This is a genomic window from Frigoribacterium sp. CF331 (assembly GCF_057787905.1).
Genome location: NZ_CM173545.1, coordinates 2,092,455 through 2,113,058 on the forward strand (window position 1 = coordinate 2,092,455; position 20,604 = coordinate 2,113,058).

Annotated in this window: 20 protein-coding genes; 13 read left to right on the top strand and 7 right to left on the bottom strand. The window is 73.3% G+C overall.

The features are described from left to right. Positions 1-107: 107 nt before the first annotated feature. The gene (locus tag AC3CCI_RS09725; protein ID WP_354594537.1) at positions 108-260 is read right to left on the bottom strand and encodes a hypothetical protein; all 153 of its coding nucleotides are present in this window, start codon (positions 258-260) and stop codon (positions 108-110) included. Positions 261-469: 209 nt separating this feature from the next. Here AC3CCI_RS09725 and AC3CCI_RS09730 point away from each other — a divergent pair, with 209 nt between their 5' ends. Continuing rightward, a complete protein-coding gene (locus tag AC3CCI_RS09730) occupies positions 470-1,039 on the top strand; it encodes a GNAT family N-acetyltransferase (RefSeq protein ID WP_488627031.1) in 570 nt (189 codons plus the stop codon). A 25-nt stretch (positions 1,040-1,064) separates the two neighbouring features. Here the strand turns inward: AC3CCI_RS09730 and AC3CCI_RS09735 are convergent, their stop codons facing one another. Beyond that, a complete protein-coding gene (locus tag AC3CCI_RS09735) occupies positions 1,065-1,661 on the bottom strand; it encodes a hypothetical protein (RefSeq protein WP_488627032.1) in 597 nt (198 codons plus the stop codon). 76 nt (positions 1,662-1,737) lie between these two features. Here AC3CCI_RS09735 and AC3CCI_RS09740 point away from each other — a divergent pair, with 76 nt between their 5' ends. Continuing rightward, a complete protein-coding gene (locus tag AC3CCI_RS09740) occupies positions 1,738-2,340 on the top strand; it encodes a hypothetical protein (protein WP_488627033.1) in 603 nt (200 codons plus the stop codon). Positions 2,341-2,446: 106 nt separating this feature from the next. Here AC3CCI_RS09740 and AC3CCI_RS09745 read toward each other — a convergent pair whose 3' ends face one another. After that, positions 2,447-3,781, bottom strand: coding sequence for a hypothetical protein (locus AC3CCI_RS09745; RefSeq protein ID WP_488627034.1), 1,335 nt, complete (start codon positions 3,779-3,781; stop codon positions 2,447-2,449). Positions 3,782-3,988: 207 nt separating this feature from the next. Here AC3CCI_RS09745 and AC3CCI_RS09750 point away from each other — a divergent pair, with 207 nt between their 5' ends. Next, positions 3,989-5,107, top strand: a complete 1,119-nt coding sequence (locus AC3CCI_RS09750) for a hypothetical protein (RefSeq protein WP_488627035.1) — start codon at positions 3,989-3,991, stop codon at positions 5,105-5,107. Between the two features lie 12 nt (positions 5,108-5,119). Here AC3CCI_RS09750 and AC3CCI_RS09755 read toward each other — a convergent pair whose 3' ends face one another. Next, complete coding sequence (locus AC3CCI_RS09755) at positions 5,120-6,058, bottom strand: LysR family transcriptional regulator (protein ID WP_488627036.1); 939 nt, start codon at positions 6,056-6,058, stop codon at positions 5,120-5,122. A gap of 98 nt (positions 6,059-6,156) precedes the next feature. Between AC3CCI_RS09755 and solA the strand changes: the two genes are divergently transcribed. From solA to AC3CCI_RS09790, 7 genes are all read left to right on the top strand, one after another. Continuing rightward, positions 6,157-7,440: an N-methyl-L-tryptophan oxidase gene (gene solA / locus AC3CCI_RS09760; RefSeq protein ID WP_488627037.1), complete on the top strand. Its 1,284-nt coding sequence runs from the start codon at positions 6,157-6,159 to the stop codon at positions 7,438-7,440. Between the two features lie 82 nt (positions 7,441-7,522). Further along, positions 7,523-8,353, top strand: a complete 831-nt coding sequence (locus AC3CCI_RS09765; protein WP_488627038.1) for an ABC transporter substrate-binding protein — start codon at positions 7,523-7,525, stop codon at positions 8,351-8,353. A gap of 70 nt (positions 8,354-8,423) precedes the next feature. Next, positions 8,424-9,242 carry an amino acid ABC transporter permease gene (locus AC3CCI_RS09770; protein WP_488628682.1) on the top strand — a complete coding sequence of 273 codons (819 nt, stop codon included), beginning with the start codon at positions 8,424-8,426 and terminating at the stop codon, positions 9,240-9,242. After that, a complete protein-coding gene (locus AC3CCI_RS09775; RefSeq protein WP_488627039.1) occupies positions 9,239-10,006 on the top strand; it encodes an amino acid ABC transporter ATP-binding protein in 768 nt (255 codons plus the stop codon). Before AC3CCI_RS09770 ends, AC3CCI_RS09775 begins: the two co-directional genes overlap by 4 nt. A gap of 186 nt (positions 10,007-10,192) precedes the next feature. After that, on the top strand, positions 10,193-11,980 hold the full coding sequence (locus AC3CCI_RS09780) for a hypothetical protein (RefSeq protein ID WP_354594531.1): 1,788 nt from the start codon (positions 10,193-10,195) through the stop codon (positions 11,978-11,980). A 71-nt stretch (positions 11,981-12,051) separates the two neighbouring features. After that, positions 12,052-12,873 (top strand): glycoside hydrolase family 16 protein, encoded by an 822-nt coding sequence (locus AC3CCI_RS09785; protein WP_488627040.1) that lies wholly within the window; start codon positions 12,052-12,054, stop codon positions 12,871-12,873. A gap of 166 nt (positions 12,874-13,039) precedes the next feature. Beyond that, positions 13,040-14,020 (top strand): intradiol ring-cleavage dioxygenase, encoded by a 981-nt coding sequence (locus tag AC3CCI_RS09790; RefSeq protein WP_488627041.1) that lies wholly within the window; start codon positions 13,040-13,042, stop codon positions 14,018-14,020. 39 nt (positions 14,021-14,059) lie between these two features. Here AC3CCI_RS09790 and AC3CCI_RS09795 read toward each other — a convergent pair whose 3' ends face one another. Then, entirely contained in the window at positions 14,060-14,623 is a 564-nt protein-coding gene (locus tag AC3CCI_RS09795) for a TetR/AcrR family transcriptional regulator (RefSeq protein WP_354594528.1), read from the bottom strand. A 144-nt stretch (positions 14,624-14,767) separates the two neighbouring features. Here AC3CCI_RS09795 and AC3CCI_RS09800 point away from each other — a divergent pair, with 144 nt between their 5' ends. Next, entirely contained in the window at positions 14,768-15,667 is a 900-nt protein-coding gene (locus AC3CCI_RS09800) for an SDR family oxidoreductase (protein ID WP_488627042.1), read from the top strand. Between the two features lie 625 nt (positions 15,668-16,292). On the opposite strand, the gene AC3CCI_RS09805 is transcribed toward AC3CCI_RS09800, so the two are convergent. Beyond that, positions 16,293-16,784, bottom strand: coding sequence for a hypothetical protein (locus AC3CCI_RS09805; RefSeq protein ID WP_488627043.1), 492 nt, complete (start codon positions 16,782-16,784; stop codon positions 16,293-16,295). Between the two features lie 107 nt (positions 16,785-16,891). Further along, entirely contained in the window at positions 16,892-18,220 is a 1,329-nt protein-coding gene (locus AC3CCI_RS09810) for a PP2C family protein-serine/threonine phosphatase (protein WP_488627044.1), read from the bottom strand. Positions 18,221-18,363: 143 nt separating this feature from the next. On the opposite strand from AC3CCI_RS09810, the gene AC3CCI_RS09815 reads away from it, so the two are divergent. Continuing rightward, positions 18,364-19,191: an ABC transporter ATP-binding protein gene (locus AC3CCI_RS09815; protein WP_354594524.1), complete on the top strand. Its 828-nt coding sequence runs from the start codon at positions 18,364-18,366 to the stop codon at positions 19,189-19,191. Next, entirely contained in the window at positions 19,188-20,582 is a 1,395-nt protein-coding gene (locus AC3CCI_RS09820) for an ABC transporter permease (protein WP_488627045.1), read from the top strand. The genes AC3CCI_RS09815 and AC3CCI_RS09820 overlap by 4 nt, the downstream gene beginning before the upstream one ends. Positions 20,583-20,604: the final 22 nt, after the last annotated feature.

A 20,604-nucleotide genomic window follows, 5' to 3' on the forward strand; every position in this document is an offset into this window, starting at 1 on the left:
CACCGCGTCCTGCGCCGGTGCCCTGTCCACTCGACGGTGTTCTTCGTCCGGGCAGGGGTAGGGGCAGGGGCAGGCGCAGGCAGGGGCGCCGGGGCGGGCGCGCCGGGTCAGACGGCCGCGGGGCCCGGGGCCGGCAGGCTCGCGGCCGCCGTGGAGGTGCGGGCGGCGGCGGACGCGAGCCGCGCCTCCTGGGCCGCGTCCCAGACGACGCCGTCGACGTCGTCCTCGCGCAGGCGGGTGGGGGTGCCGTGGGTGCTCATGGGTGTCTCCTCGGGCGGGCCCGTCGGGTCGGGCGCGTCTGACGATGGTGCGGCACGGTGGGGTCGTGCCGCGGCCCCCAGTTCGTGGGCGGCCGCGGCATCACCGTAGCGGATTCGCGCGGTGGCGCGAAGGGGGCGGGACGCCCGGGTGGCGGTGCCGATGCGGCCCTTCGTAGGGTGGTGGCCATGAGTGCGCGAGGCGGAGTCCGGTGATCCACGACGTGCGGCTGGCCGGTGGCGGCGTGCGTCTCGACCCGCTCGAGGTCGGCGACGCGGACGCGCTGTGGCCGCTGACCGACGACGAGCTCTGGGCGGGCATGGTCACGCCCCGACCGGCGAGCGTCGCGGCCTACGCCGACCACGTGGAGGCGCAGCTCGCCGCCCCGACGACCCTCGCCTTCACCGTGAGAGGCGCGGACGACGGCGAGGTGCGAGGCACGACGACCCTCTACGACCTCGTGCCGGCGCAGGGACGGGTCGAGATCGGCAGCACCTGGTACGGCCGCGCGTTCTGGGGCGGACGGACGAACCCCGCCACGAAGCTGCTGCTGCTCACCCACGCGTTCGACGCCCTGGGGCTGAACCGGGTGGCACTGCGCTGCGACGCGCGGAACCTCCGCAGCGCCTCGGCCATCCGGCGGCTGGGCGCCGTGCCCGAGGGCGTGCTGCGATCGCACCGGGTCGCCGCCGACGGCACGGTCGGCGACACGGCCTACTTCTCGATCGTCCGCTCGGAGTGGCCCGACGCGCGGGCCGGCCTGGAGGCGCGACTCGCCTGAGGGGACCGGCGGCGGGGTCGGCGGATCAGTCGCGCGGCGCCGGGGTGGCGACGCTCAGGGCCTCGAACAACTCGTCCGCCACGAGGTGCGCCTCGGACGACATCAGCGTGATCGGATCGCCGCCCTCGACGTCGACCATCACCCACCGGCCGCCGCGGCGGTGACGGCACTCGTCGACCGGGGTGATGCGCACGTCGTGCAGTCCGGCGGCGGGCCACTCCTCGACCCGTGCCCCGCGGAGGCGCGAGATCGGGTCGGGCAGGTAGCGCAACCGTGCCGTCGACAGGGCGAGGCGACCGGGGTGGGCCGCGCCTCCCGATGGCAGCACCCGCTCGGCGAACGTGCCCCAGAGGAGGCGCTCGTCGGGTCCGACGGGGAGCCTCCGCCACGAGGTCACGGCCAGGAGGCGCACCACCAGCACGACGTCGGCCGCCGCCAACGCGACCACGAAGGCGAGCATCGCGAACCAGATGCCGTCGTGGCCCCGGGTCTCGGCCCGGAAGCTCAGCTGCGCGACGAAGAGCAGGACCAGCAGGACCTGCACGGCCACCTGGAACAGCTGACGGGACTGCAGCGCCTTCTCGGACGGGGTTCGGGGCGGGTCGAGGGCGGCCTTGTCCATGAGGGATTGTCTACTCCAAGGGGAGGGGGCGGGCGCTCGCCGACATCCCGGGGCGTCGGCCCGGTACGGTGACGGCATGCCCGACGAGACCTGGGTCGTCTTCGACGACGAGCCCAAGCTGCGCCTGCTCGTCCGCGTCATGCGCGTGGCGATGCCGGCCGCCGTGCTGCTCGGGACCGCCAGCGCGTTCTTCTCGAAGTCGTCGGGCGACTCGCCCGTCGACCTCTTCGGCCTCATCGCCGTGCCGATCTGGTTCGTGCTCTGGGCCACGATCGCCGCCGTCGTCTGGAACGTCGTGCTCTGGCTGAACGCGCCCTTCGCCGTCGACCTGCGGGGTCGGCGGCTGCGCATCGGGCGGCGGGTCGTGCCCTTCGCCGAGATCACCCGCGCCGAACTCGTCCCGGTACAGGACGACGAGGCCGGGCTGCTCCTGAAGCTCTCGCGTGGTCGCCGCCCGTCGGTGTCCGTCCTGTTGCGCGAGCGGTCGACGCCCGTGCTCGACGACGCCCGACGCGACCTGCTGGTCGAGGTGATCCGCGCCTCCTCGATCGCCCGACCGGTGAGCCCGCACGACCCGACGGGCAGGTTCGCGCGGTTCAACTTCCCGGGGATGCTCGACAAGGCCGGGGCCGAGCAGGTGGTCCGCGACCCTCCGGCACCCGGCGAGCCCGCGCCCTGACGCCGGCACCGGTGCGACCGACGCCGCCACGATGTACACAGCCCGCCACGAGATCTCGTGGCGGGCTGTGTACATCGTGGCGGCGTGGTGGCCGACGGGTGTCGACTCAGCGGCGACGCAGACGCAGGCGGCGACGCAGGCGCAGGCGCCCGGCGACGAGGGCACCCGCCCCGGCGAGGACCGACGCGACCGCCCAGCCCAGGGCGCCCGACGGGTCGGAGCCGGTGTAGGCGAGCGACGACGGACGGGTGGGCGTCGCGGCGACGACCGGTCGCACCGGGGTCGCGGCCGGGGCGACCGAGCCGGGCGTCGAGACCACGGGGGCCGTCACGGCGGGGGCGACCGAGAGCAGGACGGTGTCCGAGAAGCCGCTCACCGTCGTCTGGGCGGCGTCGAACGAGAACGCTTCGGCGGCGAAGTCGCCCGCCGGCAGCACGAACCGTGCCGCGAAGCGACCCGTCGCGTCGACGGGGACGAGGGTGACGGCGCCACCGCTGGTCTCGTAGGGCACCGGGTCGACGTCGACGGGGATCGCCTCGAGCTCGTCGGCCGGTTCGTCGGCGGCCGCGGCCCGCAGGAGGGGCTCCTCGTCGGTCGGGAGGTCCTCGGCGTCGTAGACCTCGACGAAGGCGTATCCGCCGGCGACGCCGTTCTCGCCGGCGATCGTCACGACGCCCGCCGTGGCATCCGTGGGCGCCTCGAGGTGCGGGGCCGGAGCGAACGTGGTCACCGCGAAGTCGGTCGACGCGACGCGTCCGTGCTCGTCCGACACGGTGACGGTGACGGTCCCTCCGACGGGCAGGTCGGCCGGGGCCGTGACGAAGAACGTCGCGGCTCCGTCGGCGTCGAAGACCTCGAGGGGCGACAGCGAGGACCAGCCGTCGCCGTCCTCGACGTCGTCCCCGGCGACCTCGGCGGTGACGAGGTCGCCGGGCGTGAAGCCGAACGGGAACACGGACACGCCCATGCCGGGGTGGATCTGGAAGTCGTCGCCGTAGACGACCGGCTCGTCGACGGGCACTTCGTCGGCCGGGGACACCTCGGCGACCTCGGCGGGCGCCGACGTCTCGACCGGCCCGGGGGCCACCGCGACCGGGTCTACCGACATCGCGTCGTCGGCGGGCCGGGCGTCGTCTCCGGTCGGCGCGTCGGTGTCGGCGGGGGTCGCACCGGACCCGGAGGCGCCGGTCGCGCCGTCGCCGGAGGTCACGGCCCCCGCGTCGCCGGTCGACGTCGCCGGGGCGTCCGTCGGGGTCGGTGCCACCGTGGTCGGGTCGACGGCGACGGGCGCGCCCGTCGGGGCGGCGTCGGCCGCGGGGGCGTCGACGGCCACGGGGTCACCCTCGGCGGCGAACGCCGTCGTCGGCGCGAGGACGAGGGCCGCGGCGAGCGCGGCGGCGGGCAGGGCGGTGGTGGCGCCGAGACGGCGAGATCTGGACATGGTTCCCCCGGGACGAGTGGTGCCGCGCATCGTGCGCGCGGTCGGTCGACTGTAGACAGCCCGGTCGGCCCGACCGGGGGGCGGAGGGACGCCGGAGGTGCGTCGTGATGAGACCGTGATGCGGTTGTCCCCCGCCGCGCGGCGTTCGGGTACGGCCGTTGCACGATCGAGACGACCCGCGCCTCCTGCGGTCGATAGCGTCGAACCATGGGGACGATGACGGGTCGGGTCGGGGCGGCGTTGGCGGGGGCACTCGCGACGACGGTGCTGTTGGTGGCGTGCACGAGCGGCGGTGGGTCGCCGGACGACGACGCGGTGCCGACGGCGGGGTCGACGACGCCGGCGACCTCGGGGCCGGCGACGACGCCGCCACCCGCCGCCGACTCGCCGGTCACCGAGCTCGGGGTGGACTGCGCCGGGTTGCTGGCGGCCGGCACCGCCACGGCCTTCGACGCGTCGTGGGCCCCGCGTGACCACTACGACCGCGACACCGTCATGCCCTCGGACTACGCGATCGCCCAAGAGGGCGGCCTGTCGTGCACCTGGAACGACGGTGCCTCGTCGGACGGCAAGAACAACCCGACCGAGGGCAGCGGTTACAGCGGCCTGCTCGTGCAGGTGCTCCCGCACGCCGGTGACGTCTGGCCGCAGTTCGTCGAGATCTACGGTGACGACCCCGACGGCCGGTGCTTCGGCGACGACACCTTCCGCGGCTGCTCCTTCGACCAGCTGGTCGGCGACACCTGGGTGTCGATCCTCGCCTCGGGCTTCGACCCCTCTGCCGAGGCCACGGCCGAGCAACGCTTCTCGCCGGTCGTCGCCGAGGTGACCGAGGTCGTCTCGTCCGCCGACGTGTCCGACGACCCGTGGCCGCTCGGCGGCCCGGCCCGGCCCTGGTCGTGCGTGGCCGACGCCGCGCTCGAGCGCGAGGCCTTCGGCGCGGGCGACGACCTCTTCGTGCTCACCCCGGGCGGCGGCTGGTCGGTCTACGCCGCGGCCTGGAGCCGGGCGGTGGCCACGTCGTGCTCGATCCTCGCCGACACGACGCCCTACAGCGACGAGAGCGTCCTGACCGGCGGGGCCTGGGCCCTCGACCAACGCATCGACTTCGGGCTCGTCGACCCCGACACGGCCGTGAGCGTGCCCGGGCTCGCCGACGGCGACCGGGCCTACCGGTCGTGCTCGGCCGACGCCTGCGTCACCGACCTCGTGCTCGGCGACGACTGGGTGCGGCTCACGGTCTACCCGGGGACGGTGCCCGACGCCGAGGCGGCGAGCGGTCGGCTCGCCGAGGGCTACGTCGCCCGCGCGGCGGCCACGGCCTGACGAGCCTCGGGGTCACCCGCCGATCAGGTCGAGCGTGATGCGGCCCGCCTGCAGGTCTCGGTCGCGCATCGCCGTCAGGCCGGCCCGGACCTGCGTGGTGAAGGCGGTCGTCATCGGGTTCGGTCGCCCCGAGAGCCAGAGCATCGACAGGGCGGTGCGGGCCCAGTCCTCGGCGATCGTGACGAAACGGACGCCCGGGATGGGGATGTACGACGAGAGGTAGGGCATCAACGAGACGCCCAGGCCGCAGGCGACCGTGCTCAGCATCGAGAGGTCGTTCACCGCGTGGATGGGGATGCGCGGGTTGAAGCCGGCCCGCACGCACGACATGACGATGCGGTCGTAGGCCTGCGGGGCGTCGTCACGGTTGAACATGACGAAGTCGTCGTCGGCCAGTTCGCCGAGCGGCACCGAGGTCCGGCCCGCGAGGCGGTGCGTGTCGGGCAGGGCCACGACCAGGGGTTCGAGCGCCAGCTGCTCGACCTCGAAGCGGTCGTCGATCGAGCGCACGCGGGTGAAGCCGAGGTCGACCGAACCCCGCACGAGGTCGGAGAGGATCGCCTGCTCCTCGCTCTCCTCGACGAGCACCCGGGCGCCGGGATGCGACGCCGAGAAGGCCCGCACCACGGTCGGCAGCAGCCCGGCGAGCACCGAGCTGATGCTGCCCACCCGCAGCGGCTGCACGTCGGCCACGACCGAGTCGAGCAACGACTCGGTCTGTTCGATCTGGTGCAGGATGCGCTTGCCCTCGCGCTTGAGCAGCTCGCCCGCGGGGGTGAGGCGCGGGGCGGTGCGGGCCTGGCGCTCGAACAGTCGCGTGCCGAGCTTGGCCTCGAGTCGCGAGATCGCCTGGCTGAGCGGCGGCTGGCTCATCTGCAACCGCGCCGCAGCCTTCGTGAACGACAGGTCGTCGGCGACGGCCATGAAGTAGGTGAGTTCTCGGATCTCCATCAGGGGGCCTCCGGTCGACGGGTCTCATACGCGGTGCGTATCAGATGATCCCTTTTTGGTATTGGAGGGCGCAAGCGCCGGGTCGATAGACAGGGTCCATGAACGACGTGACCCCCGCCTCCGCGACCGATGCGACCATCGACCCGTCCCTCGACGCCGACGTCATCGTCGTCGGCCTCGGCGCCTGGGGCGCCCAGGCGCTCTGGCGACTGGCCGAGCGCGGGCAGCGCGTCATCGGAGTGGAACGGTTCGGCATCGGCCACTCGATGGGGTCGACCCACGGCGCGACGCGGCTGTTCCGCATCGCCTGCATGGAGCACCCCGGCCTGGCCCCGATCGCGACCCGCGCCCGCGACCTCTGGTACGACCTGGGCGAGCGCACGGGGCAGACCCTGCTGCGTCAGACCGGTGGCGTCATGGTCGGCCCGCGCGACGGCCACGTCGTCGCCGGCACGCTGCGGGCCGTGCACGAGGCCGGGCTCGAGTCGACCGTCTTCGAGCACGACGAACTCGTCGCCCGCTTTCCGCAGTACGCCGGCTTCGGGCCCGACGACATCGGCGTGTGGGACCCTGCCGCCGGCATCAGCTACCCCGAGAAGGGCGTGCGCGCCGCGGTCGACGTCGCCCGGTCGCTCGGGGCGACGGTGCTCGCCGACACCCGCGTCACCGCGATCGACCCGGTCGCCGGGGGAGTCGAGGTGACCGCCGGCGGACGGGTGCTGCGCGCCGCCCGCGTCGTCGTGACGCTCGGTGCCTGGACGCCTCAGTTCGTCGACCACCCGCTCGTCGCCCGCCGGACGCCGCTGTTCTGGTTCGAGGGTTCCGGGCCCGAGGCCACGGCGCCCGGTGGCGACTTCGACCTCGCGGCCTTCCCCGTGTTCATCCGGCAACTGCCCGACGGCACCACCCTGTGGGGCCACGGTGCCGACCGCACCGACGGCGACGGCTACGCGGTGAAGATCGGCCTCGAGGACTCCGGCGGCGCCTTCGAGGACGCCGAGGCCGACACCGTCGACCGGTACATCCACCCCGCCGCCGACTACGGAAAGCTCTCGGCAGCCGTCGCGCGGGCGTTCCCCGGTCTCGACCCGACGCCCGCCAAGGCGATCGCCTGCATGGTGACCAACTCGCCCGACCGACAGTTCGTCGTCGGCCACCCCGGCGGTGACACCCGCGTCGTCGTCGCCGGCGGCGACAGCGGCCACGGCTTCAAGCACGCGCCCGCCATCGGCGAGTTGCTCGCCCAGCTGGCCGTGGGTGACGAGCCCTTCACCGACATCGGCTTCATGAGCCCCGACCGCGCCTACGACGGCACGTCGTGGCTCGACGAGGACGACCACGCGGCGACCCGTGCCGACGACCGGCTGACCGTGCCGTCCTGACGGGCCCGACCCGCGCCTCCCGGACCGCCCCACCCTCCGCACCGCCCCACCCACCCCGCACCGTCCCCGACAGGAGAGAACCATGACCAGACGAACGACCACCCGAGTGACGGCCGCGCTCGCCGCCGTCGCCGCGCTCGGCCTCGCCCTGACCGCCTGCTCGTCCGGCGGCGCCGGGGCCGACGCCTCGAACGACCTGGGCACCATCTCGGCCGGCACGCTCCGCATCGGCACGACCGGCGACACCAAGCCGTACGCCTACACCGAGGACGGCGAGCTGCAGGGCTTCGACGTCGAGATGGCGAAGGAGGTCGCGAAGCGCCTCGGGTTGGAGACCGAGTTCGTGACCCAGGAGTTCTCGGCGCTGCTGCCCGCCGTGGCCAACGGACAGCTCGACATGGCCGCCGCCTCGATCAGCGACACCGCCGAGCGCGAGAAGACCGTCGACTTCAGCGACCACTACTTCATCGGGTACATCTCGGTGCTGGCGGCCGAGGGCTCCGGCATCACCGACGACGCGTCGTCGCTCGACGGCAAGCGCCTCGGCATCGTCCAGGGCACGATCCAGGACAGCTACGCCCAGGAGAACTTCACCGGCGCCGAGCTGGTGCGGTTCCCCGACAACAACAGCGCCGTCGCCGCCCTGGGCTCGGGCACGATCGACGCACACTTCCTGGACTTCCCGGTGGCGGAGGAGTACGCCGCCGCGTCGAACGGGTCGCAGGTCATCGCGATCAACGTCGCCGTCCCCGAGTTCCCGGTGGGCTTCCCCATCGCCAAGGGCAACACCGAGCTCAAGGCGGCCGTGGACCAGGCCGTCGCCGACATCGTCGCGGACGGCACCTGGCTCGAGATCGACCAGCGGTTCTTCCCCGACCAGCCCGTGCCCGACGAGTTCCAGCCGAGCGAGTGAGCGGGGCGAGACCGTGAACTTCTCCGACGCGCTGGCCAACATCGGCCGCAGCTTCTTCGACGGCGAGGCGATGCTCCGCACGCTGCCCGACATGCTCGCCTACGGGGTGTGGAACACCCTGCTGCTGGCGCTGTGCGCCACGGCGATCGGCATCGTGGTCGGGCTGCTGCTCGCGGTGATGGGCACGAGTCGACACCGCCTGCCCCGGGTGCTCAGCCGCATCTACACCGACGTCTTCCGCGGGTTGCCGGCCATCCTCACCATCCTGTTGATCGGCACGGGCCTGTCGCCCCTGTTCAACCTCTTCACGCGGGGCAACCCCTACCCGCTGGGCATCCTGGCGCTCAGCCTGATCGCCAGCGCTTACATCGGCGAGATCTTCCGCGCCGGCATCCTCGCGGTCGACCGCGGCCAGCTCGAGGCCTCGCGGGCACTCGGCATGAGCCACGGCGACTCGATGCGGCTGGTCGTCATCCCGCAGGGCGTCCGTCAGGTGCTGCCGTCGCTGGTGAACCAGTTCATCGCCATCGTCAAGGACTCGTCGCTGGTGTACTTCCTCGGCCTGATCACGTCGCAGAGGGAGCTGTTCCGCATCGGGCAGGACGCCGCCATCACCAACGGCAACCTCTCGCCGCTCGTGCTCGCGGGCGTGTTCTACCTGATCATCACCGTGCCGCTCACCCACCTGGTCAACGTCATCGACCGACGGCTGCGCGAGGGGCGGTCGTTCGGGCGGCGCCCCTCGGGCACCGTCCCACCCGCCACCCCGCCCGGGGCGGCCGCGTCGTCCCCGGCGGACGCGGACCGGGCATCCCGCGCGTCCGGGCCGTCCGCCTCGACGCAACCGGCCGAACCCCTCGCCCCCGCCACGTCTGGAGCCCCCCGATGACCACCCTCACCGCACCCGACGTCGCCCCCTCGGTCCGGACCGCCGGCGCCCTCGAGATCCGGGGGCTCACCAAGGACTTCGGGGCCACCCGGGTGCTGCACGGCATCGACCTCGTCGTCCCCGCCGGCACGACGACCTGCATCATCGGCCCCTCGGGCTCGGGGAAGTCGACGGTGTTGCGGTGCGTCAACCGGCTCGAGGAACCCTCGGGCGGCGAGGTCCTGCTCGACGGGACGGACGTGCTGCACGGCTCCGAGGACGCCCTGCGCCGCCGGGTCGGCATGGTGTTCCAGCACTTCAACCTGTTCCCGCACCGCACGGTGCTCGACAACATCGTGCTGCCGCTGCGACGGGTGCGCCGCGTGTCGGCCGGCGAGGCGCGGCAGGTGGCTCTCGACCGGCTGGCCGAGGTCGGGCTCGCCGAGAAGGCCGACGTGCGACCCGCGTCGCTCTCGGGCGGCCAGAAGCAGCGCGTCGCCATCGCCAGGGCCCTGGCACTCGGCCCCGAGGTCATGCTCTTCGACGAGGCCACGTCGGCCCTCGACCCCGAGCTGGTCAAGGGAGTCCTGGCCTTGATGAAGGGCCTGGCCGGAGCGGGGATGACCATGGTCGTCGTCACCCACGAGATGGGGTTCGCCCGGGAGGCAGCCGACCAGGTCGTCTTCATGGACCGCGGCGTCGTCGTCGAGTCCGGGCCGCCGGCGCAGCTCTTCGACCACCCCCGCACCGACCGGCTCAAGACGTTCCTCGACCAGGTGCTCTGAACCGAGGGGCCCGCAGGAGGCGCGGTGCCGGCGCGACCGGCACCGCGCCTCCGGCGGTCTCCGCACTTTCTCGTACCCCCCGTTCGCGTGATGGACAGGGGGGTCTTGTTTCGTCCGCGATGCGGGCGTAGCGTCCGGACGGGTGGCAACGACGCCACCGGAGACGAGAAGATCATGCACAGACGGATGAGGACAGTGATCGCGGCGGGGGTCGCGGCGAGCGTCGTGGGGGCGGTCCTGCCGGCCCTCGCGGCACAGGCGGCGGCCGGGGGCACGACCGCCGTGGCGACGAGCGACCGGCCGGACTTCGGCCCGAACGTGACCGTGTACGACCCGAGCGTGCCGGCCTCGACCATCCAGGCCGACATCGACGCGGCCTTCGACGCGCAACTGCGCAACCCCACGGCGCAGTTCGGCGACCAGCGCCACGCCTTCTTGTTCGAGCCCGGCACCTACGGCCGGGTGTTCGCGAACCTGGGCTTCTACACGGCACTGCAGGGGCTCGGCAAGAACCCCGACGACGTCACCATCCAGGGTGCCGTCAACGTCGACTCGGGCTGGAATTACGGCGACGAGAAGAACGCGACCCAGAACTTCTGGCGCTCGGTCGAGAACCTGGCCGTCGAGCCCGAGTCGGGCGTCGACCGCTGGGCCGTGTCGCAGGCCGCGCCCATGCGCCGCGTGCACATCAGGGGCGACCTGACCATGGGCCCGTCGAACCAGGACGGCGGCCAGGGCTACTCGTCCGGCGGCTACATCGCCGACAGCAAGGTCGACGGCACCGTCACCTCGGGCTCGCAGCAGCAGTGGTACACCCGCGACTCGACCCTCGGGTCGTGGCAGGGCGGCAACTGGAACATGACCTTCTCGGGCGTGCAGGGCGCCCCCGCGAACGACTTCGCGAAGAGCTACACGACCCTCGCCACGACCCCGGTCACGCGCGAGAAGCCGTACCTCTACGTCGACGACTCGGGCGACTACCACGTGTTCGTGCCGTCGCTGCAGCGGGACTCGTCCGGCGTCACCTGGCCCGACACGGCAGGCAGCGACCTGCCGATGCGCGACTTCTACGTCGCCCACCCCGGCGACTCGGCGGCGACCCTGAACGGCGCGCTGGCCCAGGGGCTGAACCTGTTCTTCACGCCGGGCACCTACTCGCTCGACCAGGCGATCGAGGTCACGCGGGCCGACACCGTCGTCACCGGCATCGGGTTCCCGACGCTCGTGCCGACCAGCGGCAACGCCGTGCTCACCACGGCGGACGTGGCCGGGGTGAACGTCTCGGGCCTCGTCGTCGACGCCGGCACGCGGAACAGCGACCAGCTGATGCGCCTCGGCACGACCGGCTCGCACGTCGACCACGCGGCGAACCCGCAGAGCGTGCAGGACGTGTACTTCCGCGTCGGCTCGAGCATCCAGGGCAACGCGACGACCACGCTGCAGGTGAACTCGGACGACACGATCGTCGACCACATCTGGGCCTGGCGTGCCGACCACGGCGGTGCCCCGACCGGGTGGACGGTCAACCGTGGGGCCACCGGCGTCGAGGTGAACGGTGACGACGTGCTCGCCACCGGCCTGTTCGTCGAGCATTACCAGCAGTACCAGGTGGTCTGGAACGGCGAACGCGGCCGCACGATCTTCTTCCAGAACGAGCTGCCCTACGACGTGCCGGACAACGCCTCGTGGCGGAGCCCGACCGGTGAGGGATGGGCCGCCTACAAGGTCGCCGACGGGGTGACCAGCCACGAGATCTGGGGTGGTGGCGTGTACTCGTTCTTCAACGTCAACCCGCAGGTGCGCCTGGCCCAGGCGTTCGAGGTGCCGCGCACCTCGGGCGTGAAGGCCCACGGCGTCTTCACGGTCTCGCTCGGCGACGTCGGCACGATCTCGAGCGTCATCAACGGCGTCGGCGACTCGGTGCCCACGCCCGCGGGCAACACCGTGCCGAGCCGGGTGGTGACGTACCCGTGACCGCAGGAGAGAAGACGACCGCGCGCACGACCGCACGCACCACCACACGCACCGAGAGAACGGAGAGACCCGTGAAGAGACGCATCCTGACCGGCGTCGGCCTGGCCGCCGCCGCAGCACTGGCCGCGACCACGGTCGCCGCCGCACCCGCTCCGGCCGAGGCCTCGACCTCGGCCCAGCAGGCGATCGTCTGGTCGCAGGAGTTCGACGGGGGCGCGGGCAGCGCGCCCGACCCCTCGGTCTGGAACCTCGAGACCGGAGGGGGTGGCTGGGGCAACGGCGAGCTGCAGAACTACACGAACTCACGCTCGAACTCGGCGCTCGACGGCGCCGGCAACCTCGTCATCACCGCGAAGCGCGAGGGCGACGGGTCGTACACGTCGGCGCGCCTGACCACCCAGAACAAGTACACGGCGCAGTACGGCCGGGTCGAGGCGCGCATCCAGATCCCGCGGGGCCAGGGCATCTGGCCGGCGTTCTGGATGCTCGGCGCCGACCTGCCGAACGCCGGCTGGCCGAGCGCGGGCGAGATCGACGTCATGGAGAACGTCGGCTTCGAGCCGCACCGCGTGCACGGCACCGTCCACGGCCCGGGGTACTCGGGCGGCGAGGGGCTGACGAGCACGTACCAGCACCCCCAGGGCTGGTCGTTCGCCGACGACTTCCACACCTTCGCCGTCGACTGGGCTCCCGGCTCGATCACCTGGTCGGTCGACGGCCAGGTCTACCACCGGGTCACCCCGGCCAGCACCGGCGGCGACCCGTGGGTGTTCGACAAGCCGTTCTTCCTCGTCCTGAACGTCGCGGTCGGCGGTGCCTGGCCCGGCTACCCCGACGGCAGCACCCAGCTGCCGCAGCAGATGAAGGTCGACTACGTGCGCGTCTACCAGTAGGCCGACGCCCCCGGGAGGCGCGGTGCGAGGACCTCTCGCACCGCGCCTCCTTCATGGGCGGCCCACAGGAGGCGCAGTGCCGGGTCATCGGGACGGCCGTCAGGCTGACAGCGACACCTCGGAGCGACCTGCTCCGAGGCGACCCGCCCGAGCCGAGAGCGAGACCATGGACGACCAGCGCCCCACCCGCATCCCCGAACCCGACCGGACGCCCGACGGGCCCGCCTACGAGGGCCGCCTGCTCGACCGCGTCGACGACGAGGTCGTCGACCAGGGCGTCGCCTTCGACCTGCGGACGCTCGTCTCGCGCCGCAGCATCCTCGGCCTGATCGGACTCGGAGCGGGCAGCGTCGTCCTCGCCGCGTGCACGTCGGCGGGGGGCTCGAGCGGGGCAGGCGCCTCGTCGTCGGCGACCGCGACGCCGGGCGCGAGCGCCACCGGGGGTGCGGGCACGCTGCCCGCGGGCGAGATCCCCGACGAGACGGCCGGGCCTTACCCGGGTGACGGGTCGAACGGTGCCGACGTGCTCGAACGGTCGGGCATCGTGCGCAGCGACATCCGGTCGAGCCTCGACGGCGGCACGACCGCGGCGGGCGTGCCGATCACGCTGAGCATGACGGTGCTCGACATGGCGGCCGGCGACGTCCCCTTCACCGACGTCGCCGTCTACGTCTGGCACTGCGACGCCGCCGGCGGGTACTCGATGTACTCGGACGGCATCACCGACGAGACCTACCTCCGCGGGGTCCAGGTTGCCGACCGGACCGGCACCGTGGCGTTCTCGTCGGTGTTCCCCGCCTGCTACTCGGGCCGGTGGCCGCACGTCCACTTCGAGGTCTACCCCGACGTCGGGTCGATCACCGACTCGACGAAGGCGATCGCCACGTCGCAGCTCGCCCTGCCCGAGGACGTCTGCCGCACGGTCTACGCCCTCTCGGAGTACGACGGCTCGACGGCGAACCTCGACCGGGTCAGCCTCGCGAGCGACAACGTGTTCAGCGACGACAGCGGTGCGCTGCAGCTGCCGACGGTGACCGGCGACGCGACCTCGGGCTACGCGCTGGCCCTGACCGTCCGGGTCGACACGGGCACCACGCCCACCGCGGGCTCGGCACCGGGTGGCGGCGCCGGCCCCGGCTCGCGCTGAACCGCCGAGACCCCGGCGACCCGCCGGGACGGGCGCGCGTCAGCCGGTGAGAGCTCGCAGCCGCGCCAACGTGTCGCGTGAGATCTCGGCGAAGGGGCGGTTCTCGCCGTCGGCGATCCAGGTGGCGAACGAGACCCCGAAGACCGTCAGGCACGACTGGGCGGCCAGGGTGGCGGCGGGCTCGTCGACCCCGTGGTCGCGCAGGGCGGCGGCCACCTCGACGGCGAGCCCCGAGAGCTTGAGCAGCTCACGCTCCTGCAGGGCGGGGTGGGCGTCGATGATCGCCTGCCGGCTGCGTGACCACGCACGACGCTCGTCGGGGAAGAACGCGGCGGCACCGTCGAGGGCCGAGGCGACGACGGCGAGCGGAGGGTCGTCGGGCCCGGCGGCTCGGACGCCGTCGACGAAGGCCCCCGAGAAGAACTGCTGCCCGTCGAAGAGCACCTCGCGTTTGTCGGCGAAGTGCCGGAAGAAGGTCCGTTCGGTGACGCCCGCGGCCTCGGCGATGTCGGCGGCGGTGGTCTCGTCGTAGCCGCGGTCGACGAACAGTCCGAGGGCCGCCGCCTGCAGGCGGGCTCGGGTGTCGGGTTGCCAGCGGACCATGCGCCCGAGTCTACGGGTTCCGGCACGTCTGTTGTCAGTCACTGACATCGGGTGTACCGTCGTTTTCGCGGCTGATGACAGTCGCTGACATCGTGACCGGGTGGTGCGTCGAGCACTCGGTGGTCACCGAAGGAAGGAGCACCCATGAACGTCTTCGTCACCGGAGCATCCGGCTGGATCGGGTCGGCCGTCGTCGACGAGTTGATCGCCGCAGGCCACCAGGTCACGGGTCTCGCGCGGTCCGACGCGTCCGCGGCGTCGCTCGCGGCGAAGGGCGTCGCGGTCCGCCGGGGCGACCTCGACGACCTCGACGCGATCCGGGCGGGCGCCGCCGAGGCCGAGGCCGTGCTGCACCTCGCCAACAAGCACGACTGGTCCGACCCGGCGGCGTCGAACCGCGCCGAGCGCGGGGCCGTGGAGGCGCTGGTCGCGGTGCTCGAGGGGACCGGCCGTCCGCTGCTGCTCGCCTCGGGCACCGCGGGCCTCGCGCAGGGGCGCCCGGCGACCGAGGCCGACCGCTCGCCGTTCCACGGGCCGGAGGCGCCGCGGGGCGGCAGCGAGAACCTCGCGCTCGACGCCGTCGCCCGGGGCGTCCACGCGGTGAGCCTCCGCTTCGCGCCCACCGTGCACGGGACGGGTGACCACGGGTTCGTCGCGTCGATCGTCGCGGTCGCCCGCGAGAAGGGGGTGTCGGCCTACCCGGGCGACGGGTCGAACCGGTGGCCGGCCGTGCACCGTTCGGACGCCGCCCGCGCCGTGGTGCTCGGGCTCGCCGAAGCGTCAGCGGGCGACGTGCTGCACGTCGTGGCCGAGCAGGGCGTGCCGACGCGCGAGGTCGCCGAGGCGATCGGGCGCGCGTACGGCCTCCCGGTCGAGTCGGTGCCGGCCGAGCGGGTGGCCGAGCACTTCGGCTGGATCGGCGGATTCTTCGGCCTCGACATGGCCGCGTCGTCCGAGGCCACGCGTCGACTGCTCGACTGGGCCCCGACGGGCCCGACCCTGATCGAGGACATCGACGCGGGGGCCTACGGCTCGACGCGCTGAGTTCCCGCCGGGCGCCCTGGGCCCGGGGCCGTACGGGGCCCGGGGGATGGGTCGGGACGAGAGAGGGGCACGGCCGCGGAAGAGTCCGCAGCCGTGCCCCAGATGCCGATGTTGTCGCATGAGCTTCACGGGCAGGGATGCGAGGCAACACCGGCCAATGAAGACGCAAGAAACGCCTTCGACCCGTTGGACGCTACGCGCCCGCCGCCGAGGGTGTTCCCAGGTTCGCCGCGCGCGCCGTGACGAGCGTCGCGTGGTCGCGGGTGCGGCCCCGCGGCAGCGGGAGCGGACACCTGGCGATTCGGGGACCAGGTGTCCGCCGATGCGCAGCCCCGTCGGGTGGGGCTGCTTGCGCCCACGAGATCAACGGGTGGGACCTCGTGGGCGCAAGTCGTGCGGCCTGATCAGCGAGGTCCGGGCTGACGGGTGGTTCGTGGCGCGGTCGGCGGCTCGAGAGCCCGGCGGACCGGTCGGTGAACGATACGACGGTGGCACCGACGTTGTCGAGCACGTCGTCGCACCCCTTGACGGACCCTCGCCAGAGGCGTACAAGGAGGCGCGGGTCAGGCTGCGTTCCTCCCGACGACCACGAGCAGGGTGGCGACGACGACCGCGTCCCCGACGGTCACGGCGTCGGCACGCCCGACGAGACGACGACGATGGTGGCGACGATCGACCCGAGGACGGTCAGCCCGAGGTAGAGCCAGAGCGGAGCGGCACTGCCGCCGACCCGGCGGCGCACGACGACGCTGCGTCCGATCAGGTAGACCAGGGGGCCCAGCAGGGCCCAGCCCCACGCGAACGGTCGCTCGAGACCCCGACCGCGCAGCGTGCGGTGATCGAGCCAGGCGAGCGCGACGATGCCGAGCCAGAGCACCAGGGCGACGACCTGGACGAGGGCCAGGTCGCCGGCGTCGACACCCGTCCGGCCCGGCACGGCCTGTTCGAGCGCACCTCGCATGACGACGACGGTCAGCGCCATCGCGACGATCGGCGAGAGGGCAATGATCGTCACGAACGGGGTGGCGGTCAGCGCGCCGCGCGCTTCGACGGCCCTGGTCGTGGTGTCGACCCTGGTCGTGGTGTCAGCCCGTCCCGGTCGTCGGCCGTCGGTCATGATGCCCCCCTCGTCACCGGTGGGGAGCACCCGCCGGTCGTCCGCCCGGACGTCGGTGTGCCGGGACCTGCGGTCCAGAATAGGGGCTGGGTGTCGACCCGCGCCTCCTACGCGACCGTGGCCGGGCCGGCGGGCGCCTCGAAGCGCACGGCGAGCACGGTGACGTCGTCGTCCGCGTGGGCGTCCCGGCCCCGCCGCCCGATCTCGGCGACGAGGTCGTCGGGGTCGGGGTGGGCCCGGACGCACGCCGCCAGCTCGTCGAGGTCGTCGCCGAAGAGGTCGAGCACCCCGTCGCTGACGGTGACGAGGACGTCACCCGGGTGGAGCGAGGTCTCGTGCGTCGTCCAGGTCGTGCCCACGCCGATGGGCAGGTCGTCGCCGCGCAGCCAGTCGAGGCCGCCGTCGTGGCGGACGACCATGGCGAGGCCGTGGCCGGCGTCGACCCAGTGCACGCGGCCGTCGGTGTCGACGTGCGCGTGGAAGCACGTGGTGAACTGCTCGGGTGACGAGCCGTCGCCCGCCGTGTCGACGCCGATCGCCGCCCGGCCGACGGCCTCGGAGGGCGAGCCGGCGCGCGTCGTCGCCCGCAGCACCGAGCGGACGCCGGCGGCGATCATGCCCGCCCCGACCCCCTTGCCCATGACGTCGCCGAGCGTGAAGGCGGCGCCGGTCGTCGTCGGGAACCAGTCGTAGAAGTCGCCACCGACCGACCGGGTCGGCAGGCAGACCCCGCGGACGGTGAACCGCGGCGGGATGCCGGCGGTCGAGGTGGGCAGCAGCGAGCGCTGCACCACGGCGGCCTGCCCGATCTCGTCCTCGGCCACCCGACGCCTCTCCTGCACGTGCTGCAGGCGGTTCGCCGCCTGGCGGGCGAGTTCGTTGGTGACCCACGCGACCGCCGTGAAGACCAGCAGCACGAAGCCGAGGCGGACCGTCTCGGAGGCGCCCGGGTCGGCGTCGGTCAGGACCATGGGGACGAGGAAGGTGCCTGCCGTGCCGATCAGCGGGTAGACGATGTTCTTCCGTCCCGGCCGGGCCGCGATCCAGATGACGGGGAGCAGCACCGCGGCGAGGAACGGCGACCTGGCGTCGCCCGTGCCGAAGCGCAAGAGGCCGATCGCCACGAAGTCGAGGGCCGGGACCAGCAGTTCGTACCGGGCCAGACCCGGCCGCAGCGACAGGAGCGCCGTGAAGGCCAGGCCCAGGAAGGCGAGGGCGACGCCCGTCCACATGCTGACGGCGTCCGTGATGGTCACCCCGGGCAGGACGAGGCTGCACAGGGCCGCCACCCCGGCCACGGCGGCGACGACCGCCTGGTTCGTCAGGGGGGCCGCGCGCGTCCCGGAACGGACGAGCGTCGGACGGACGAAGTCGGCCGTGGCGCTGTCGGCAGGGGCGGTCGGCGTCGGTGCCGACCGGTGCAGGACGGAGGTCATGAGCCGGACGATACCGACGGGTCGCCTCGGCGGACAGCGCCCGTTCGCGGGTCACGGGCGCCGACGGCGGGGGATAACCCCCGCCGGAGTCCGTGGGCGGGCGTCATGTCCCGGCACCGGGGCTCGCGGCGACGATGGACGACATGAACGACACGACCTCCGCGACCGGCGCGACCCGCGCCTCCTCGTCCGACCCGACCACCCGGCTCGCCGACCCGACCCCAGGAGGCGCGGCGCCCGTCGCCCGCGTCCGTGACGTCACGAAGTCCTTCGGTGAGGGCGAGGGCCGCGTGGACGCCCTGCGCGGCGTCTCGCTCGACCTGCCCGCCGGTCGGTTCACGGCCGTCATGGGCCCGAGCGGTTCGGGCAAGTCGACGCTGATGCACATCACGGCCGGTCTCGACTCGGCCACCTCGGGGCGCGTGCTGCTCGGCGACACCGACATCACCGGTCTCGACGACACCCAGCTCACGCTGCTGCGGCGACGCCGCATCGGCTTCGTCTTCCAGGCCTTCAACCTCGTGCCGACCCTCGACGTGTCGGCGAACATCGAGTTGCCGTTCCGTCTCGACGGTCGTCGCGCCACCGCCGACGAGCGCGCCTGGATCGACCGGCTCGTCGGCACCCTCGGCCTCGGTGCCCGGCTCACCCACCGCCCCCACCAGCTCTCGGGCGGGCAGCAGCAGCGCGTCGCCATCGCCCGCGCCCTGGCCACCCGGCCCGACCTGGTCTTCGCCGACGAGCCCACGGGCGCCCTCGATTCGAAGGCCGGACGCGACGTGCTCGAGGTGCTGCGCACCGCCACGACCGACCACGGCCAGAGCATCGCGATGGTGACGCACGACCCGGTCGCGGCGAGCTACGCCGACCGCGTGGTGTTCCTCGCCGACGGCCGCATCGTGCACGAGATCGACCGGAGCAGCGCGGCCGAGATCTCGGGCGTCATGCTCGACCTGGAGCGTGTCGCGTGAGCGCCCGCGACCAGCTGCTCGAGCACCGCCCGAGCATCGTCGTCGCCGGGCTCGGCACGACCTTCGGCGTCGGGCTGCTCGGCGTCACGCACGTTCTCGAGCAGGTCGTCGCCGACTCGGCCGTCGCCTCGAGCGGCACCGTCTCGACGCTCCTCGGCGCCGTCGCGTCGGTCTTCGTCGGCCTGGCCCTCTACGTCGGCGCGATCGTCACCGCCAACACCTTCGCCACGGTCGTCGCCGGTCGCACGCCGACCATCGCGCTGATGCGGCTGCTCGGCTCGTCGGCGCGCGACCAGCGTCGGGCCGTCGCCCGCGAGGGGCTCCTGGTCGGCCTCGCCGGGGCCGTCATCGGCGTCGTGGTCGGCATCGCGCTCGTCGTCGTCGCCGTCCGGGTGCTCGTCGCGCAGGGTCACCTGCCCGACCTCGCCTACTCGTACGTCTCGGTCGGCGGGCTCGTCCCGGCCGTCGCGGTCGTGCTGACCACGGTCGCCGCGGCCTGGGTCGGTTCGCGCCGCGTGCTGCAGGTGACGCCGTTGCAGGCCACCGACGCCGCGCAGGACGTTCCGCTGTCCGGCCGCAACCGCCGCGTCGTGCGGACGGTGTTCGCCGCCCTGCTGGTCGTCGGCGGGGGCCTGTCGCTCGTCGCCGGCGTCGTCGTCGGCCTGGCCGACGTGACGGGCGTGCTGGTCGCGTTCGCCGGCGGGGTGCTGTCGTTCACCGGGGTCGTCGTCGGATCGCACGCGCTCATGCCCGCCGTGCTGCACGCCGTCGGCCGGGCCTTCGGCCCGAGCCAGGTGGCCCGCCTCGCCGCCGAGAACGCGGTGCGCCAGCCCGAGCGCAGCACCCGCGCCACGATCGGCGTCGTGATCGGCGTGACCCTCGTCACCACCCTGTCGGTCGCGCTCGAGACGTTGCGGACGTTCATCCACACCCTCGAGCAGGACCCGACGTACGCCGCCGAGCTCGACCGGTTCTTCAGCACGACGCTGCTGGTCGTCGCGGGCCTGGTCGGCTTCTCCGCCGTCATCGCGGCCGTGGGCATGGTCAACGACATGTCGCTGAGCGTCCTGCAACGGAGGCGCGAGCTGGGTCTGCTGCGCGCGGTCGGCTCGACCGCGGGTCAGGTGCGTCGCATGATCCTGCTCGAGGCGACGCAGATGGCGTCGACGGCGATCGTCGTCGGTGTCGTGCTCGGCGTCGTCTACGGCTGGGCCGGAGCCCAGGCGCTGCTCGGCTCGGCGAACGACGGGGCGTTGATCGCCCCGACGGTGCCCGTGCCGTTGCTCGTCGGCCTCGCCCTGACCGCCGCCGTGCTCGCCGGGGTCGCCGCGCTCGTCCCGGCCCGGCGTGCCACGTCGGTCACCCCGGTCGAGGCGCTCGCCGCCCGCTGACCGCCGGCCGTCCGCACGGCCG

What these genes read in the sequence shown, in the direction of transcription:
- AC3CCI_RS09725 (WP_354594537.1), bottom strand. Translation starts at nt 260, where the DNA reads ATGAGCACCCACGGCACCCCCACCCGCCTGCGCGAGGACGACGTCGAC.
- AC3CCI_RS09735 (WP_488627032.1), bottom strand. Translation starts at nt 1,661, where the DNA reads ATGGACAAGGCCGCCCTCGACCCGCCCCGAACCCCGTCCGAGAAGGCG.
- AC3CCI_RS09740 (WP_488627033.1), top strand. Translation starts at nt 1,738, where the DNA reads ATGCCCGACGAGACCTGGGTCGTCTTCGACGACGAGCCCAAGCTGCGC.
- AC3CCI_RS09745 (WP_488627034.1), bottom strand. Translation starts at nt 3,781, where the DNA reads ATGTCCAGATCTCGCCGTCTCGGCGCCACCACCGCCCTGCCCGCCGCC.
- AC3CCI_RS09750 (WP_488627035.1), top strand. Translation starts at nt 3,989, where the DNA reads ATGGGGACGATGACGGGTCGGGTCGGGGCGGCGTTGGCGGGGGCACTC.
- AC3CCI_RS09755 (WP_488627036.1), bottom strand. Translation starts at nt 6,058, where the DNA reads ATGGAGATCCGAGAACTCACCTACTTCATGGCCGTCGCCGACGACCTG.
- solA (WP_488627037.1), top strand. Translation starts at nt 6,157, where the DNA reads ATGAACGACGTGACCCCCGCCTCCGCGACCGATGCGACCATCGACCCG.
- AC3CCI_RS09765 (WP_488627038.1), top strand. Translation starts at nt 7,523, where the DNA reads ATGACCAGACGAACGACCACCCGAGTGACGGCCGCGCTCGCCGCCGTC.
- AC3CCI_RS09770 (WP_488628682.1), top strand. Translation starts at nt 8,424, where the DNA reads ATGCTCCGCACGCTGCCCGACATGCTCGCCTACGGGGTGTGGAACACC.
- AC3CCI_RS09775 (WP_488627039.1), top strand. Translation starts at nt 9,239, where the DNA reads ATGACCACCCTCACCGCACCCGACGTCGCCCCCTCGGTCCGGACCGCC.
- AC3CCI_RS09780 (WP_354594531.1), top strand. Translation starts at nt 10,193, where the DNA reads ATGAGGACAGTGATCGCGGCGGGGGTCGCGGCGAGCGTCGTGGGGGCG.
- AC3CCI_RS09790 (WP_488627041.1), top strand. Translation starts at nt 13,040, where the DNA reads ATGGACGACCAGCGCCCCACCCGCATCCCCGAACCCGACCGGACGCCC.
- AC3CCI_RS09795 (WP_354594528.1), bottom strand. Translation starts at nt 14,623, where the DNA reads ATGGTCCGCTGGCAACCCGACACCCGAGCCCGCCTGCAGGCGGCGGCC.
- AC3CCI_RS09800 (WP_488627042.1), top strand. Translation starts at nt 14,768, where the DNA reads ATGAACGTCTTCGTCACCGGAGCATCCGGCTGGATCGGGTCGGCCGTC.
- AC3CCI_RS09805 (WP_488627043.1), bottom strand. Translation starts at nt 16,784, where the DNA reads ATGACCGACGGCCGACGACCGGGACGGGCTGACACCACGACCAGGGTC.
- AC3CCI_RS09810 (WP_488627044.1), bottom strand. Translation starts at nt 18,220, where the DNA reads ATGACCTCCGTCCTGCACCGGTCGGCACCGACGCCGACCGCCCCTGCC.
- AC3CCI_RS09815 (WP_354594524.1), top strand. Translation starts at nt 18,364, where the DNA reads ATGAACGACACGACCTCCGCGACCGGCGCGACCCGCGCCTCCTCGTCC.